This is a genomic window from Streptomyces sp. NPDC028928 (assembly GCF_055564915.1).
In genome coordinates this window covers 295,440-312,193 of the sequence record NZ_JBVHVI010000011.1, presented here as the reverse complement: position 1 = coordinate 312,193, position 16,754 = coordinate 295,440, and the positions used below count along the sequence as shown (strand labels likewise).

Sequence of the window (16,754 nt, the reverse complement as noted above, 5' to 3'; positions counted from 1 at the left end):
GTGGAAATCGGTTAGCGCCTGCGCAGCGGCAGGGGGGCGCCCATCACGGCGTACGGGCGCGGTGCGCTCGGGAAGTGGACCTGGCGGGCGAGGTCGGTGTAGCCGAGGGAGAAGTACAGGCCGCGGGCGGGGCTGTCGGTGTCGATCGCGGAGAGGATCGAGCGGGGTTCGGTCGCGGTGTCGGTGATGGCGGTGATCAGCCGCCGGCCGATGCCGCGGTTCTGGTGGTCGGGGTGGACGTGCAGCTCGGTGATGACGAAGGAGTCGTCCAGCCACAAGTCGTTGCCGTTGGCCCGCAGGTAGGGCTCCACGACGGTGGACCACCAGTGGGTGCGGCTGTTGGGCATGCCGTAGACGAAGCCGATCAGCCGGCCGCGGCTGGTGGCGCCGAGGGCCCGGGCGCCGTTGTACTGCATGTGGCGCTGGACGATCTGGCGGCGTACGGCGACTTCGTCCGGTCCGAGTCCGAAGGCGACGGCCTGGACGGCCAGGGCCTCGTCGACGCGGGCAGCGAGGTCCAGGGGGCCGATCACGACGTCCATGCCGGGAGCGTACAGGGCGGTCAGAACAGGACGCTCATGAAGGCTCCCACCTCTTGGAAGCCCACCCGGCGGTACGTCCTGCGCGCCGCCGTGTTGAAGTCGTTCACGTAGAGGCTGACCACGGGGGCCACGTCCGCGAGGGCGTAGCGCAGTACGGCCGCCATGCCGGGCGCCGCGAGGCCCCTCCCCCGGTACTCGGGGGCCACCCACACGCCCTGGATCTGGCAGGCGTGGGGGGTCGCCGCGCCGATCTCCGCCTTGAAGACGACCCGGCCCTGGTCGTCGACGCGGGCGAAGGAGCGGCCGGAGCCGACGAGTTCGGCGATGCGGGCCTGGTAGAGCAGGCCGCCGTCGCCGGCCAGCGGGGAGATGCCGACCTCCTCGGTGAACATCGCCACGCAGGCCGGCATGATCGTCTCCATCTCGTCCTTGCGGACGCGGCGGACGTACGGGTCCGGGGCGATGTCGGCCGGCATGCGGTCGGTGACCATGAGCGGCTGGTGGGCACGGACCTCGCGGGCCGGGCCCCAGTGCGGCTCCAGCAGCCGCCACAGCTGGGCGGTGGCCTCGGCCGGGCCGACGATGGAGGAGCAGCGGCGGCCGGCCCGGCGGGCGCGGTCGGCGAAGGCGCGGACCGCGCGGGGGGTGGCGCAGATGGGGACGAGGTTGGCGCCCGCGTAGCACAGGGACGTGAGCATGCCGTCCTCGTACCAGCCCCACATCTCCCCGCCGAGCCGCCAGGGATCCAGGCCCGCGACCTGCACCCGGGACGTCACGAAGGCGTTGACCACCGGCTCGCGGTCGAGAACGGCGAGCGCGGCGTCCAGGTCGCTCGGTTCGAGCACCCGTGAGGTGGTCTGGGTCAACACGTGGCGGGGCCTCACGACGGGGGTTCTGCTGGTCCCCGCACTATAACTGCGCTGCCTCGCCGGGCGCCTTCCAGCTCGGGGGGCTCGGGTTCCGGGCGGCTGCGGGCTGGGGGTGGCTGGTCGTTTCCCGCGCCCCGTCAGGGCGCGGTCGCACTGGCACGGGAAAAGTCAGCCCGCCACCGAGACCGACGGCTCGCCGGACGTCACGCCCTCGGCCTCCATCTGCTCGGCCAGCTTCATGGCCTCCTCGATGAGGGTTTCCACGATCTTGGACTCGGGGACGGTCTTGATGACCTCGCCCTTGACGAAGATCTGGCCCTTGCCGTTGCCGGAGGCGACGCCGAGGTCGGCCTCGCGGGCCTCGCCGGGGCCGTTGACGACGCAGCCCATGACGGCGACGCGGAGGGGGACCTCCATGCCGGTGAGGCCGGCGGTGACCTCTTCGGCGAGCTTGTAGACGTCGACCTGGGCGCGGCCGCAGGAGGGGCAGGAGACGATCTCCAGGCCGCGCTGGCGCAGGCCGAGGGACTGGAGGATCTGGAGGCCGACCTTGACCTCCTCGACGGGCGGGGCGGACAGGGAGACGCGGATCGTGTCGCCGATGCCCTGGGACAGGAGGGCGCCGAAGGCGACCGCCGACTTGATCGTGCCCTGGAAGGCGGGGCCGGCCTCCGTGACGCCCAGGTGGAGGGGGTAGTCGCACTGCTCGGCGAGCTGGCGGTAGGCCTCGATCATCACGACCGGGTCGTTGTGCTTGACCGAGATCTTGATGTCGCGGAAGTCGTGCTCCTCGAAGAGGGAGGCTTCCCACAGGGCGCTCTCGACCAGCGCCTCGGGCGTCGCCTTGCCGTACTTCTGGAGCAGGCGGCGGTCGAGGGAGCCGGCGTTGACGCCGATGCGGATCGGGGTGCCGTGCTCCTTCGCGGCCCGCGCGATCTCCTTGACCTTGTCGTCGAACTGCTTGATGTTGCCGGGGTTCACGCGGACCGCGGCGCAGCCGGCCTCGATGGCGGCGAAGACGTACTTGGGCTGGAAGTGGATGTCCGCGATCACCGGGATCTGGGACTTCCTCGCGATGGTGGCGAGGGCGTCGGCGTCGTCCTGGGTGGGGCAGGCCACGCGGACGATCTGGCAGCCGGAGGCGGTCAGCTCGGCGATCTGCTGGAGGGTGGCGCCGATGTCGGACGTACGGGTCGTGGTCATCGACTGGACCGAGACCGGCGCGTCTCCGCCGACCGCCACGCTTCCGACCTGGATCTGCCGGCTCTTGCGGCGCTCGGCGAGCTTGGTCGGAACGGACGGCATGCCGAGAGAAATCGCAGTCATCTGCTGTGCAACCCCAAGTCGTGGATCAAGGTCCGGCCCCGTGAACGGCGGGCTCCAGGCTTCGAGATTACGGCACCGGGCCGGGCGTCAGCACATCCCTCCCGCAAACCCACCCGATGGAATGCGGCCCGGAACCAGAGGGTTCCGGGCCGTGTCGAACAGCGGGTGGCTAGGAGATTTTCACCGGGTTGACGACGTCGGCGATCAGCACCAGGACGGTGAAGCAGACGAAGATCCCGGCCACCACGTACGCCACCGGCATCAGCTTGGCGACGTCGAACGGACCGGGGTCGGGCCGGCGCAGCACCCGGGCCACGTTCCGCCTGAGCGACTCCCACAGGGCGCCCGCGATGTGCCCGCCGTCCAGCGGGAGCAGCGGGAGCATGTTGAACAGGAACAGGGACAGGTTGAATCCGGCGACCACGAACACGGCCATGGCCAGCTGCTGCGATGCCGGGATGTCCAGCGTGGCGATCTCGCCGGTGACCCGGGCCGCGCCGACGATGCCCATCGGGGAGTCCGGTTCGCGCGGGCCGTCGCCGAAGGCCGCGTCCCACAGGGCGGGGATCTTGCCGGGCAGGTCCACGAGGGAGTCGACGGCGTCGCCGACCCGGTCGGTCATCCAGGTCACGGACTGGCCGAAGTCCTGTTTGACGACGCCACGGGCCGGGCTGAAGCCGAGGAAGCCTGCCTTGACGTACTCGCCCTCGACGTAGGCGCCGCTGGAGTCCTTCTTGGCGACCTGGTTGGTGGCGATCTTCGCGTGCAGGGTCACCTGCCGGCCGCCGCGGTCGACCACGATCGGCACGTCCTTGCCGGCGTGTCCGCGGATCAGGTCCGAGAGCGCGTTCCAGTTCTCGGTCGGCACGCCGCCGAAGGAGACGATCCGGTCGCCCGCCTTCATGCCGGCGTCCGCGGCCGGGGAGGCCGGGTCGGACTTCTTGCAGCTGTCGCGGTGCTCGCTCTGCGCGATGACACAGGGCGAGACGGACTCGACGGTGGTGGTCTCCTGCTGGATGCCGAAGCCCATCAGCACGGTGAGGAACAGGCCGATCGCGAGCACCAGGTTCATGAAGGGGCCCGCGAACATGACGATGACCCGCTTCCACGGTTTGCGCGTGTAGAACATGCGCGTCTCGTCACCCGGCTCGAGTTCCTCGAAGGCCGCCGAGCGGGCGTCCTCGATCATGCCGCGCCACGGGGAGGTGGAGCGGGCGGTGACCCGGCCGGAGTCGTCGGGCGGGAACATCCCGATCATGCGGATGTAGCCGCCGAGCGGGATCGCCTTGATGCCGTACTCGGTCTCGCCCCTCTTCCGCGACCAGATGGTCGGGCCGAAGCCGACCATGTACTGCGGGACGCGGATGCCGAAGAGCTTGGCCGTGGACAGGTGCCCCAGCTCGTGCCACGCGATCGAGACGAGCAGGCCCACCGCGAAGACCACTATGCCGAGGATGAACATCAAGGTCGTCATGCACGCGCCTCCGCGGTCGCCGTCGTGGCTGTGAGTTCGCGGGCCCGGGCCCTGGCCCAGGTCTCCGCTTCGAGGACGTCCGACACCGTGAGCGAGGTTCCCGTGACCGGGGTGCCGTGCTCCTCCACCACCCGGGTGACGGTCTCCATGATCCCGTTGAAGGGCAGCGCGCCGCTCAGGAAGGCCGCGACGCACTCCTCGTTGGCGGCATTGAACACCGCCGGGGCCGTGCCCGCGAGCTGCCCGACGTGCCGGGCGAGGTTCACCGAGGGGAAGGCCTCGTTGTCCAGCGGGAAGAACTCCCAGGTGGAGGCCTTGCTCCAGTCGAAGGCGGGCGCCGCGTCGGGGACACGTTCGGGCCAGCCCAGGCCGATGGCGATCGGCCCGCGCATGTCGGGGGGCGTCGCCTGGGCGATCGTGGATCCGTCGGTGAACTCGACCATCGAGTGGACATACGACTGGGGGTGCACGACCACCTCAATGCGGTCGAAGGGAATGTCGTAGAGGAGGTGTGCCTCGATGACCTCCAGTCCCTTGTTGACCAGGGTCGCGGAGTTGACCGTGATCACGGGGCCCATGGCCCAGGTGGGGTGGGCGAGGGCGTCCGTGACGGTGACGTGCGCCAGCTCGTCCTTGGTCCGGCCGCGGAAGGGGCCGCCGGAGGCGGTGACGACGAGCTTGCGGACGTCGGCCCGGGTGCCGGCGGCCAGCGCCTGGAAGAGGGCGGCGTGCTCGGAGTCCACCGGGATGATCTGGCCGGGCTTGGCGAGCGCGGTGACCAGCGGGCCGCCGACGATCAGCGACTCCTTGTTGGCGAGCGCGAGGGTGCGGCCCGCCTCCAGGGCGGCGAGGGTCGGCGCGAGGCCGATGGAGCCGGTGATGCCGTTGAGCACGGTGTGGCAGTCGGACGCGGCGACCTGGGTGGCCGCGTCGGGCCCGGCGAGGATCTCGGGCAGCGGCTCCCCCGCGCCGTACTCTGCGGCGAGCGCCTCGCGCAGCGCGGGTACGACGTCCTCGCGGGCGACCGCCACGGTCCGCACCCGCAGCCGGTGCGCCTGCTCGGCGAGGAGGGCGACCCGGCCGCCGTTCGCGGAGAGGGCGGTGACGCGGAAGCGGTCGGGGTTGCGCAGCACGAGGTCGATGGCCTGGGTGCCGATGGATCCGGTGGAGCCGAGGATCACCACGTCCTTGGGACCGTCGCCGGCGACGGGATCGTAGACGAGGTGGGGGTCGGCGAGGGGGGCCGGATGGGCGGGACTGTCGGTCATCCCCCCATTGTGGCCGCAACCGGCCCCGCTCCGGACAGCGCGTCCCTCCGGGAGGTGGACTGCGCGGGATTGTGAAGTCACCGTGAAGATCATGTGATAACACTTCGTTCCACATGATTCGCGGACGACATCCTGGGGGGATTTCTCCATGCGTACTGTGCGCATACGCGCCGCCCTGCCCGCTCTCGCCGGAGCGGCCCTGCTCACCGGCACCCTGCTCAGCACCCCGGCACAGGCCGCCGGGGGCGTGAGGATCCACCATGTGTGGTTCGACAGCCCCGGCTCGGACAACCGCTCGAACAAGAGCCTGAACGCCGAGTGGGTGCAGCTCAGGAACACCAGCGGCTCGGCGGTCTCGCTCAAGGGCTGGGTGCTGAAGGACGCCTCCAACCACAAGTACGTCTTCCCGAACGTCAAGATCGGCGCCGGGAAGTACCTGAAGATCCACACCGGCAGCGGCTCGGACACCGCGTCGGACAAGTACCAGGACCGCCGCGCCTACGTCTGGAACAACGACAAGGACACGGCCACGCTGACCAGGGCGAGCGGCAGCAAGGTCGACAGCTGCTCCTGGACGACGCGGGACCCGAGCGACACGTACTGCTGACCCCCGTAACAGCCGGACTAGCTCCCGAAGGGACGGCGGGCATTCTCGCGAGTCGACGCGCCGGGGGTCGCGTCGGCGATCCACGGGCCCTCGCCCGAGGGGTCGAGGATGCCCTCCTCCAGCCAGGTGTAGGCCCCGCCGAGGACGCCCCTGACCACCTTGCGGTCCAGTTCGTCGGTGTTGGTCCACAGGCGGTCGAAGAGTTCCTCCGCCCGGATGCGGGCCTGGCGGCAGAAGGCGTCGGCGAGCTGGTAGGCCTCGCGGCCGTGCTCGCCCTCCCGCCACAGCCGCTCGGCGCGGACACAGGCCGCGCTCATCGCGAACAGTTCGGCGCCGATGTCCACGATCCGGCCCAGGAAGCCCTGCTTGGTCTCCATCCGGCCCTGCCAGCGGGACATGGCGTAGAACGTGGAGCGGGCGAGTTTGCGGGCCGTGCGCTCGACGTAGCGGAGGTGCCCGGACAGGTCGATGCCGTGCTTGAACTCGCCGTACGCCATCGGCAGCTGGCCCGGTCCGGCGACCAGCTTCGGCAGCCACTTGGCGTAGAAGACGCCCGCGTTCGCGCCCGCCCTCGCCTTGGCGGACAGCGGCTTGTCGGGGTCGATGAGGTCGCCGGCGACCGACAGGTGGGCGTCCACGGCCTCCCGGGCGATCAGCAGGTGCATGATCTCGGTCGAGCCCTCGAAGATGCGGTTGATGCGCAGGTCCCGCAGGATCTGCTCGGCCGGGACCGGGCGCTCGCCGCGCGCCCGCAGCGACTCGGCCGTCTCGTAGCCGCGCCCGCCGCGGATCTGGACCAGTTCGTCGGCCATCCGCCAGGCCATCTCGGAGCCGTAGAGCTTGGCGAGGGCGGCCTCGATGCGGATGTCGTTGCGGTCCTCGTCGGCCATCTGGGAGGACAGGTCGAGGACCGCTTCCAGGGCGAAGGTCGTGGCCGCGATGAAGCTGATCTTGGAACCGACGGCCTCGTGCAGCGCGACCGGCTTGCCCCACTGCTCGCGCTCCGCCGCCCACTCGCGGGCGATCTTCAGACACCATTTGCCGGCCCCCGCGCACATCGCCGGCAGCGACAGCCGCCCGGTGTTCAACGTCGTCAGCGCGATCTTCAGGCCCGCACCCTCGGGGCCGATCCGGTTGGCGGCGGGGACCCGCACCTGGTGGAAGCGGGTCACACCGTTCTCGATGCCGCGCAGGCCCATGAAGGCGTTGCGGTTCTCGACGGTGATGCCCTCGGCGGTCGCCTCCACCACGAACGCGGTGATGCCGCCCTTGTGCCCCTCGGACTTCGGCACCCGCGCCATGACCACGAGCAGGTCGGCGACCACCCCGTTGGTGGTCCACAGCTTCACCCCGTCGAGGACGTACGTGTCGCCGTCGGGGACGGCCGTGGTGGCGAGGCGGGCCGGGTCGGAGCCCACGTCCGGCTCGGTGAGCAGGAACGCGGAGATGTCGGTGCGGGCGCAGCGGGGCAGGAACGCGTCCTTCTGCTCCTGGGTGCCGAACATCTTCAGCGGCTGCGGTACGCCGATCGACTGGTGGGCGGAGAGCAGCGCGCCGACGGCGGGGCTGACGGAGCCGACCAGCGCGAGGGCCTTGTTGTAGTAGAGCTGGGTGAGGCCGAGACCGCCGTACTTGGGGTCGATCTTCATGCCGAGTGCGCCGAGTTCCTTCAGGCCCGCCACGACCTCGTCGGGGATGCGGGCCTCGCGTTCGATGCGGGCGGGGTCGATCGCCGTCTCGCAGAACGCGCGCAGCTTCGCCAGGAACTCCTCGCCGCGCCGGACGGACTCGTCGTCGGGGAGCGGGTGCGGGTGGATGAGGTCGAGCCGGAAGCGCCCGAGGAACAGTTCCTTGGCGAAGCTTGGCTTGCGCCAGTCCTGTTCCCGGGCGGCCTCCGCCACCTGGCGGGACTCGCGCTCGGTGACGGTGGTGCGTGGGGTGGTGGTGGCGGACATGGAGCCTCACCTCGCCGCGAAGGGGGACGACTGGGACCGTTCGTTACCGACCAGTGCTACTGGATCGTTGGTACCCGAAACGGGGCGACCTCACCACCCCTCGCGCGCACGGTCGGCCGACGGCGGCCGAGCAGGAGGTGGTGCCGAGGCGCCCGGAACCCTGGAAGACCTCGGTGCCGGCCGCGATCCCGGAGACGTACGTGTCGTCGCCGGGGAGCTTGCGCCGGACGAGTGCCTGCGTGACGTCGTCGAGGGGTCCGTCCGCGGTGTTGCGTCGAGGATGTCTTCCGGGGGACGGTTCCGTACCGGAAGGACGGTGGCCGCCGCCTGCGAGAGGTTGCCGCGAACCAACGGCCGAGATCGCTGTCGAAGCGCTTCGACTGACTCTGGACACCCCGCCTGGCTGAGGCTACTGTCATTCCCACCCCCACCTACCCGTGTCGGCAACGCGCAGTGTCGAAGCGCTTCACAAAGCTTGGAGAGCTGGATGGTCACCCTCGCCGAGGTCGCCCAGCACGCCGGAGTCTCGGCGAGCACGGTGAGCTATGTCCTCAGCGGCAAGCGGTCCATCTCCGCGACCACCCGGCAGCGGGTCGAGCAGAGCATCCGGGAGCTGGGCTACCACCCCAACGCGGGCGCCCGCGCCCTGGCCGGCAAGCGGTCCAACATCATCGCGCTGATGATCCCGCTGCGCACCGACATGTACGTGCCGGTGATGATGGAGATCGCCATCGCGGTGGCCACCACCGCCCGGACGCACGGCTACGACGTCCTGCTGCTCACCGGCGAGGAGGGCCCGGACGCGGTGCGCCGGGTCACCGGCAGCGGGCTGGCCGACGCGATGATCCTGATGGACGTCGAGCTGGAGGACGAGCGGCTGCCGCTGCTGCGGGAGACCGACCAGCCCTCCGTGCTCATCGGCCTGCCCTCCGACACCACCGGCCTGACCTGCGTGGACCTGGACTGGAGCGCGACCGGCGCGCTGTGCGTGGAGCACCTCGCGGGGCTCGGTCACCGTGACATCGCTGTCATCGGCGAGGCCCCGGCGGTCTACGAGCGGCACACCGGCTTCGCCGAGCGCACCCTCGACGGGCTGCGCTCCCGGGCCCGTCAGGCGGGCGTGCGGGTGCTGCACCGGCCGTGCGAGGGCGGGTACGACGCGATGGCGCTCACGCTGTCCCGGATCTTCGACGAGCGCCCCGGGACGACCGGGTTCGTGGTGCAGAACGAGTCGGCGGTGGAGCCGCTGCTCGCGCTGCTGCGCCAGCAGGGCCGGGCCGTGCCCGAGGACGTGTCGGTGGTCGCGATCTGCCCGGACCAGGTCGCGGTCCAGGCCTCGGTGCGGCTGACCTCGGTGGCCGTCCCGGCACAGGAGATGGGCCGGCACGCCGTGGAACACCTGGTGGCCAAGCTGGACGAGCGGGGCAGCGACGAGGTCGTGCTGCTCGCGCCCGAGCTGACGGTACGGGCGAGTTCGGGGCCGGCGCCGGCCGCGTAGCCGGAGGGGCCGGCCCCCGCTCGGGAGCCGGCCCGGACAGCTCAACTGCTGCTGACGGTGAGGTTGTTGGTGGTGAAGTTCAGGCCGCCGGACGAGGACGTGATCTCGTAGCCGAACTGGACGTCACCGATGGTCTCGTTGCCGAACCAGCCCTTGGTGTCCTTGATCCACTTCAGGATGGGCAGGATGTTGACCGTGCCGGAGCCGGAGTTGGAGGTGCGCACGAAGGAGAAGACCTCGTTCGCGCCGTTGTCGCCCTTGTAGACGGTCCAGGTGTGACCGCCCAGCGTCACGGTGCCCTGCGAGGTGCCGAGGGGGCCGACGGCTCCGGTCTTGTTGACCCAGAGCATGATCTCGTAGTCGTAGTCGGTGTCCCAGATGTCGTAGGACGTGTTGTACGCGCCGGACGACGGGACGGTGACGTTGTAGCTGCTGGAGAGCGAGCCCAGCGAGGTGATCGACTTGTTGATCACCTTCTTGGCGTTGGGGTAGGACTTGATCCCGCCGGTGTCGGGGTGGTTCGCCCAGACGCCCCAGTTGGTGCCGGAGTTGGCCCAGACGCACTGGCTGCCGGCGCCGGAGCCCCAGATGTTGTTGTAGAGGGTGTAGCCGTTCAGGGTGGTGTTGCCCCACTGGTCGCAGGAGTTCCAGACGGCGGCGGAGGCGGGGGCCGAGGCGAGGCCGACGGTGGCGCCGAGGGCGAGGGCGGGGGCCAGCAGGGCCTTGGCGACCCTGCTCAGCGTGCTTGTTGCCATGGTGTCCCTTCCATGGGTGGGGGGAGTTGTTCCGGTCACCGCGCCCCCAGGGTGAGGACGCGGTCTTCTCCGGCGACGAGGTCGAGCGGCTCGGTGCCGGAGGAAGTCCGCAGTTCGACGCGGCCGCTGCGGTGGGGGCGTACGACGGCCCGGGCGCCGTCCGGGCCCCAGGCGAGGTCGATCTCCGCGCCGAACCGGGTGCGCACCCCGCGCAGTTCGCCGCGCGGGCAGCTGTCCGGGACGGCGGGCAGCAGGACGAGCCGGTCCGGGGTGGACTGGACGAGCAGTTCGATCAGCACCCCGGGCAGGGTGTGCGCGGCGTCCGCGTTGTAGACGTCGCGGTGGGGGTAGTGGGCGCTCATCAGGGAGGCGTGGAAGTAGTCGCCGTCGAGCACCCGGCGCAGGGCGTCGGCGGCCCGCTCCGGGTCGCGGAGCCGGGCGGCGATCAGCGCGTGGTGGAGGTGGCCGTGGGCGGAGTCGTTCTCGGTGCCGCGCAGTTCGAGGGCCCGGTAGGCGGCGGCGGCCAGGCGCGGGGTGTCGTAGGGGGTGATCTCCTCCAGCGGCCAGACGCCGTAGAGATGGCTGAGGTGGCGGTGGTCGTAGGTGTCGTCCAGTCCGGGCCAGGCCCATTCGGCGAGGGCGCCGTCGGCGTTGATCCGGTGCGGGGGCAGCCGGTCGGCGAGCGCCCGCCATCTGTCCGCGTGTTCGGGGTGGTAGCGGGCGGCGGTGCGCAGGGTGTGGCGGGCGGCGGAGAGGTCCATGGCCGCGTTGACCGCGCCCCAGCTGCCGTTCGCGGGCCGGTTCTCCGGTGAGTAGGAGGGCACGACGACGAGGTGGCCGTCGGGGTCGGTGCGGGTCAGGAAGTCCTCGTGGAAGAGGGCCGCCTCGGCGAGGGCGGCGGCGGTGCGCGGGTCCTGCGCGCCGCGGATCTCGTCGTGGTCCACCAGCGGTTTGAGCAGCCAGTCCGCGCCGGCGGTCCACAGGTGCAGCGGGTACGCACGGCTGAAGTGGTACGTCAGCCCCGACTCGCCGTCGGTGTGCGAGGGCGCGACGGCGCCCCGGGTGCCGAAGATCGCGCGGGCGTTGGCCCGCCAGTCCGGCAGCTGCCGTTCGACCAGCGCGGCCAGCGCCTCGGTGACCTCCGGCAGGGCGGCGGCGGGCGCGGAAGCGGTCTGGAGGTTGAGGTTGGCGTTCGTGGTGAACGCGCCCGACCAGGCGGTGTCCCAGTCGCCGGTCCACAGTCCGGTGAGCCGGGGCGGCAGCAGGCCGCTGCTGGAGAGCAGGTGGTAGCGGCCGGCGGCGAAGAGCCGCTCCAGCAGGGCCGGGCTGTGCGGGCGTGTCAGCAGCTCGGAGCCGGGCAGGGCGCGCTCGGCCGGGTCGGCGCCGAGGTCGAGCGAGACCCGGAGGTAGGCGGGGCGGTGCCGGTCCAGGTGGCGGGCGAGCAGGCTGTCGTACGGCCGGTCGGTGCCGTCGAGCAGGCCCTGGAGCCGCCGGGCCTCGGCGACCACGTCCGCCTCGCCGGTGTGCCGGCGCACCCGGGTGAGCAGCAGCACCGAGCGGGCGCCGGTGACGCGGACGCCCGGCGGGACGAGTTCGGTCCGGCCGCCGGAGACGGCGACCAGGGTCACCCCGGTGTAGGCGCGGTCGCTGTCCGGGTAGCGGGCGCGCAGGCTGAGCAGGGCGCCTTCCGGGGTGAGCAGGGTGCCGTGGCCGACCCGCAGCCCGGCCGGGGCGCCCGGCAGCCGGTGGTCCAGGCGGATGTCGAGGTCGCCGCCGGTGACCTCGTGCACGATCACGTCGTCCGCGCGGGAGACGAAGACGCGGCTTCCGGCGTCGGCGCGGGCCGCCGTGGCCTCGCCGCTGGTGAAGTCGACGGCGCGGCGGAAGCCGTAGCGGTCACCGCCCGCCGCCGCGCGCACCCGGATCCGGAAGGCGGGGTGGAAGGGCTGCACCCACTGCAGCGGGCGGCCGTCGGTGAAGCTCTCGGCGGCGGTGAGGTCACCGGCGAGCAGCCGGTCCTGGAGCGCGGGGAGTCGGGCGGCCAGCCGGGGCGGGCGGGCGTGCTCGCCGCCGTTGGGACGCACCAGGCTGTGATGGGTGACAACCACCCGCTCATCGTTCGGGTCGCCGAACACAAGGGCGCCGTGGTGACCGTTCCCGCTCAGGAAGGCGTCCTCCCAGCGGGCGGCCGGGGCGGGCTCCCAGGTGCCGTGGACCGGCGTCCGGCTCATGACCGCAGCACCGCCACGCCGTAGCGGCCGAGGGTGACCGCGTCCGTGACGTCCGTGCCGCCGAGCAGCTCGCGATGGGCCCCGGGGACCTGGACGGTGACCGGTTCCCGCCCGTGGTTGAGCAGGAACAGCAGCTCACCCCGGCGCACCGCCTCCACGCCGGCCGGCAGCCCGTCCAGCACCGGCCGTACGCCCGCCCCGTCGGCGATGCCGGCCAGCAGGGAGCGCAGCGCCTCCGGCTCGGGCAGCGTGGAGAGGTACCAGGCGCGGCCCCGGTGCAGGACGGCGGGCAGCCCGTCCAGCTCACCGCCCCGGTACGGCACGGTCTCGGCGGCGCCGGGCTCCGGCTCGATCTCCTCCGCCCACAGCGTGCCGCGAAAGCCCTCGCAGGCCACGGTCTCCCCCGCCTCCAGCGGCCACCACTCGTGCAGGGTGCGGATGCCGAACAGCTCGCGCAGCCGGGCGTCCATGCCGCCGGGCCGGATCCGGTCGTCCTCGTCGGCGACCCCGGTGAGGAAGCCGCAGACCAGGGTGCCGCCGCCGCGGACGTACGCCAGGAGGTTGTCCACGGCGGCGTCGGTGAGCAGGTACAGCTGCGGGACGACGACGAGCCGGTAGCCGGACAGCTCGTGTTCCGGGTGGGCGAAGTCGGTGGTGAGGTGGGACTCCCACAGGGCCCGGTGCCAGGCGGTGAGCACCTCCGGCAGGTCCACCAGCGCCGACAGCCGGCCTTCGTGGTCACCGGCCCACCAGGAGTGCCAGTCGTGGAGCAGGGCGACGCCGGCGGTGACGCGGCCGCCCGTCACCTGGCCTCCGAGCCGGGCGAGTTCCTCCCCGAGCTGCTTGACCTCCTGGAAGGTACGGCCCTCCTCCCCCGCATGGCCGACCATCCCGGAGTGGAACTTCTCGGCGCCCTGCCGGGACTGGCGCCACTGGAAGTAGCAGACGGCGTCGGCGCCGCGGGCGACGGCCTGGAGCGACCACAGGCGGTTGAGTCCGCGCGGTTTGGGATGGTTCACGCCCCGCCAGTTGACCGGCCCGGCGGCCTGTTCCATCAGCATCCACGGACCGCGCGCCTGCGAACGGGTGAGGTCCTGCACGAGGGCGCCGCGCTGGGCGCCCATCGGATCGCGCGGGTCGGGATAGAGGTCGACGGAGACGACATCCTCCTCCTCGGCCCAGCGCCAGCCGTCCTGCCCGGTGAACAGCGGCATGAAGTTGGTGGTGACCGGGAGGTGCGGGCTGTGCCGGCGGACGATGTCCCGCTCGGCGGTGTAGCACTCCAGGAGCATGTCGGAGGTGAACCGCCGGAAGTCCAGCACCTGACCGGGGTTCTTCAGGTAGTGGGCGTGGCGCGGCGGCAGGACGCTGTCCCAGGTGTCGTAGCCCTGGCTCCAGAAGGCGGTTCCCCAGGCGGAGTTGAGTGCGTCGAGGGTGCCGTACCTCGCGCGCAGCCAGCGGCGGAAGGCGGCGGCGGCCTCGTCGCCGTAGTCGAAGGTGCAGTACTCGTTGTTGATGTGCCACATGGTGAGCGCCGGGTGGTTGCCGTAGCGGGCGGCCAGGTCCTCGGTGATGGCGGCGGCGTACCGGCGGTAGGTGGCGCTGGAGTGCGAGAAGTGCTGCCGGCCGCCCCACCATTCGATCCGGCCGTCGGCGTCCCGGGGCAGGGTGTCCGGGTGCAGCCGCCCCATCCAGGGCGGCGGGGAGGAGGTGGGCGTGGCGAGGACGACGCCGATGCCGTGGGCGTGCAGGAGGTCCATCAGCCGGTCGAGCCAGCCGAACTCCCGTGCTCCCGGCTCGGGTTCCAGCATCGCCCAGGAGAAGACGCCGAGCGTGACCGAGTTGACGCGGGCGTCCTTCATCAGCCGGACGTCGTCCTGCCAGGTCTCCTCCGGCCACTGCTCGGGGTTGTAGTCGCCGCCGAAGAGGATGCGGCCCCGGGTGGCGTCGGCGAGGTCCGGCCTCATACCGGCTCCCCGTACTGGATGCCCCGCCCGTTGGTGGCGAGGTAGACCCGGCCGTGGATCCGCGGGTCACCGGTGACGGCCTGCCCGGTCCAGCCCCACTGGTGGGCGTCGTCGTTGATACGGATCCAGGTGCGGGCCTCGTCGTCGGAGCGGAGGACGGCGGGGCGGGAGTCGGTGGCGCCGACCAGGTAGACGGCCGGGTAGCGGGCGCCGGGGGCCGCCTTGCCGAAGCCGAGGGTGTAGCCGGCCCGGACCCCGCCGACCTCGGCGAAGCCCGCTCCGCCGTCCGTGGACCGGTACAGCCCGTGCTCCTTGGCGCACAGCCACAGGTCACCGGTCCGCCCCGGCGCCACGGCCAGCTGGAACTGGATGTCACCGGACGGCAGTCGCCCGGCGCGGGCGGAGAACGTCCGACCGCCGTCGGTGCTGGCGTACAGGGTCCCGCTGTCGGTGTCGTAGGCGTAGAAGACGGCCGGGTCGACGGGGTCGGCGACCGGGGTGGCTCCCTTGGGGAAGGAGGTCACCTCGGCCCAGCCGGCACCCCCGTCCGCCGACCGGTGGGCGGGGTACCTGGTCCCGTCCCGGTGGACGAAGGTCCACAGCAGCACGCGGCCGTCGGCGCTGACGGCGATCGGGCCGGGGGCGTCCTCGGCGAGGGCGGGCTGGGCCGGGAAGGGCGCCCAGGTGCGTCCGCCGTCGGTGGAGAAGGCGCCGTTGCCGTGGTCGCCCCATCCGGTGCGGACGACGTACGAGGGTTTCGCCGCGGCCTGGGCGAGTCCGGTGGCCGTGCCGAAGACGGGGTCGGTGGCCATGCCGCGCTTCGGGGAGGCGGTGAGCCGCTCGTGGTACAGCACCCCGATGTCCCCGTTGGCGCTGATCAGATGGGCTTCCCCGGCCGGCGGCGAGATCAGCTGCCGTACCGAGGTCTCCTCCAGGCCGCGGACGCGGGGTGCCCAGTGGACGAGGTCGCGGGTGCCGTAGACGGTGGCGCCGGTGCCGTAGAGGATGTGCTCGCTGTCGTACGGGTCGACGGCGACGGCCTGGATCCACCAGCCGAACTTGGGCTTCTCCTCGCCCCAGTAGAGGTACGGCGTCTCGGAGACGTCGAGGACGGCGGTGTCCTTCAGGGAGACCCAGCTGCGGCCCGCGTCGGTGGTCCGGTACAGGGTGTCCACGGCGGACCAGCGGTTGTTCGTGGAGACGACGACGGTGCCGGGGCGGCGGGCGGCGACGGCGATCCCGCCGTAGCCGAAGGTGTCCGACCCGCCGGGGGCGACCGGGGTGACGTCGGTCCAGGTGCCGGTGGTGGTGTCCAGCTTGTGCACGCTGCCCGTGGTCTGGCCGTTGGGGCCCGGCACGTCGGCATACGTGACGTACAGCTCGCGGGTGTGCGGGTCGTGGGCGGCGCGGACCGGGACCTTGGCGGACGCGCCGGCGGGCTGTCCGGGGACGGCTTCCCAGGTGGTGCCGTCGGTGGTGCGGTACAGGTTCGGCCGCGCGGGGGTGCCGTCGCTGTCGCCCCAGCCGGCGTAGACGGTACGGCCGGCGGCGAGGAGCAGGGTGACGCCCTGGCCGGTGCCGGCGGGAGTGGCCGGGAAGTTCTTCTCCTGTACCCAAGTGTCCCCCCTGTCGGTGGACTTGAGCAGGCCGTCGTGGCGGGTGCCGAGCCAGAGGGTGTCGCTGTCCCGGGGGTCCACGAGGAGCCGTTCGCCGGTGCCGCGGCCGTCCTCGTTGGCTCCGAGGCGTACGGGGAGGTCGGTGCGGTGCCAGGTGCGGCCGCGGTCTTCCGAGCGGAGGAGGGCGCCGTTGCCGGCCCAGGGCTGGGTGTACGTGCCGAGGGCCAGGTACAGCCGGTCGGGGTGGGCCGGGTCGACGGCCATGGCCTCCACGCCGAGGAGGTTCCAGTCGTCCCAGCCGAGGTGGTCGGTGAGGGGGGTCCAGTGGGCGGTGGTCCGGTCCCAGCGGTAGGCGCCGCCGATGTCCGTGCGGGCGTAGGCGAGGTGGGGGATGGTGGGGTGGAAGAGGATGCCGGTGACGAAGCCGGTGCCGCCGATCACCGCGGTGCGCCAGCGGTACGCTCGCCGCTCGGCCGGGGCCGCGTGTGCCTGGGGGGCGGGGAGGCCGGCGAGTGCGGCCGCGGCCGCGGTGCCGGCGAGGACGGTTCTGCGAGTGGGCATGTGGGGTTACCTCACGTGTCTTGGTGGGGTGGTCGGTGCCGGTGCCGGTGCCGGCGGGGGTGGGAGCGCTCGCCCGCGCTTGCGG

12 protein-coding genes are annotated in these 16,754 nt (G+C 72.0%); 2 read left to right on the top strand and 10 right to left on the bottom strand.

The genetic code is table 11. The features are described from left to right. Positions 1-11: 11 nt before the first annotated feature. The 5 genes from ACZ4U1_RS26770 to dxr all read right to left on the bottom strand — a co-directional run bounded on the left by ACZ4U1_RS26770 (position 12) and on the right by dxr (position 5,479). The gene (locus ACZ4U1_RS26770; protein ID WP_467906610.1) at positions 12-542 is read right to left on the bottom strand and encodes a GNAT family N-acetyltransferase; all 531 of its coding nucleotides are present in this window, start codon (positions 540-542) and stop codon (positions 12-14) included. Between the two features lie 20 nt (positions 543-562). After that, complete coding sequence (locus tag ACZ4U1_RS26765; RefSeq protein WP_467906608.1) at positions 563-1,411, bottom strand: GNAT family N-acetyltransferase; 849 nt, start codon at positions 1,409-1,411, stop codon at positions 563-565. A 168-nt stretch (positions 1,412-1,579) separates the two neighbouring features. Further along, positions 1,580-2,737, bottom strand: coding sequence for a flavodoxin-dependent (E)-4-hydroxy-3-methylbut-2-enyl-diphosphate synthase (gene ispG / locus ACZ4U1_RS26760; RefSeq protein WP_467906607.1), 1,158 nt, complete (start codon positions 2,735-2,737; stop codon positions 1,580-1,582). 169 nt (positions 2,738-2,906) lie between these two features. After that, a complete protein-coding gene (locus ACZ4U1_RS26755) occupies positions 2,907-4,211 on the bottom strand; it encodes a M50 family metallopeptidase (RefSeq protein WP_467906605.1) in 1,305 nt (434 codons plus the stop codon). After that, complete coding sequence (dxr, locus tag ACZ4U1_RS26750) at positions 4,208-5,479, bottom strand: 1-deoxy-D-xylulose-5-phosphate reductoisomerase (protein ID WP_467906603.1); 1,272 nt, start codon at positions 5,477-5,479, stop codon at positions 4,208-4,210. Before dxr ends, ACZ4U1_RS26755 begins: the two co-directional genes overlap by 4 nt. A gap of 148 nt (positions 5,480-5,627) precedes the next feature. On the opposite strand from dxr, the gene ACZ4U1_RS26745 reads away from it, so the two are divergent. Continuing rightward, positions 5,628-6,086 (top strand): lamin tail domain-containing protein, encoded by a 459-nt coding sequence (locus tag ACZ4U1_RS26745; protein WP_467906601.1) that lies wholly within the window; start codon positions 5,628-5,630, stop codon positions 6,084-6,086. A gap of 17 nt (positions 6,087-6,103) precedes the next feature. Here ACZ4U1_RS26745 and ACZ4U1_RS26740 read toward each other — a convergent pair whose 3' ends face one another. After that, on the bottom strand, positions 6,104-8,041 hold the full coding sequence (locus ACZ4U1_RS26740; RefSeq protein ID WP_467906600.1) for an acyl-CoA dehydrogenase family protein: 1,938 nt from the start codon (positions 8,039-8,041) through the stop codon (positions 6,104-6,106). A 487-nt stretch (positions 8,042-8,528) separates the two neighbouring features. On the opposite strand from ACZ4U1_RS26740, the gene ACZ4U1_RS26735 reads away from it, so the two are divergent. After that, positions 8,529-9,539: a LacI family DNA-binding transcriptional regulator gene (locus tag ACZ4U1_RS26735; protein ID WP_467906598.1), complete on the top strand. Its 1,011-nt coding sequence runs from the start codon at positions 8,529-8,531 to the stop codon at positions 9,537-9,539. 41 nt (positions 9,540-9,580) lie between these two features. Here the strand turns inward: ACZ4U1_RS26735 and ACZ4U1_RS26730 are convergent, their stop codons facing one another. Genes ACZ4U1_RS26730 through ACZ4U1_RS26715 form a run of 4 tightly spaced genes read right to left on the bottom strand, consistent with a single transcriptional unit; the run spans position 9,581 to position 16,669 of the window. Further along, the gene (locus tag ACZ4U1_RS26730) at positions 9,581-10,294 is read right to left on the bottom strand and encodes a glycoside hydrolase family 12 protein (RefSeq protein ID WP_467906597.1); all 714 of its coding nucleotides are present in this window, start codon (positions 10,292-10,294) and stop codon (positions 9,581-9,583) included. Positions 10,295-10,329: 35 nt separating this feature from the next. Beyond that, entirely contained in the window at positions 10,330-12,525 is a 2,196-nt protein-coding gene (locus ACZ4U1_RS26725; protein ID WP_467906595.1) for a glycosyl hydrolase family 95 catalytic domain-containing protein, read from the bottom strand. Then, positions 12,522-14,492 (bottom strand): beta-galactosidase, encoded by a 1,971-nt coding sequence (locus tag ACZ4U1_RS26720; protein WP_467906593.1) that lies wholly within the window; start codon positions 14,490-14,492, stop codon positions 12,522-12,524. The genes ACZ4U1_RS26725 and ACZ4U1_RS26720 overlap by 4 nt, the downstream gene beginning before the upstream one ends. Further along, entirely contained in the window at positions 14,489-16,669 is a 2,181-nt protein-coding gene (locus tag ACZ4U1_RS26715) for a WD40/YVTN/BNR-like repeat-containing protein (protein ID WP_467906592.1), read from the bottom strand. Before ACZ4U1_RS26715 ends, ACZ4U1_RS26720 begins: the two co-directional genes overlap by 4 nt. Positions 16,670-16,754: the final 85 nt, after the last annotated feature.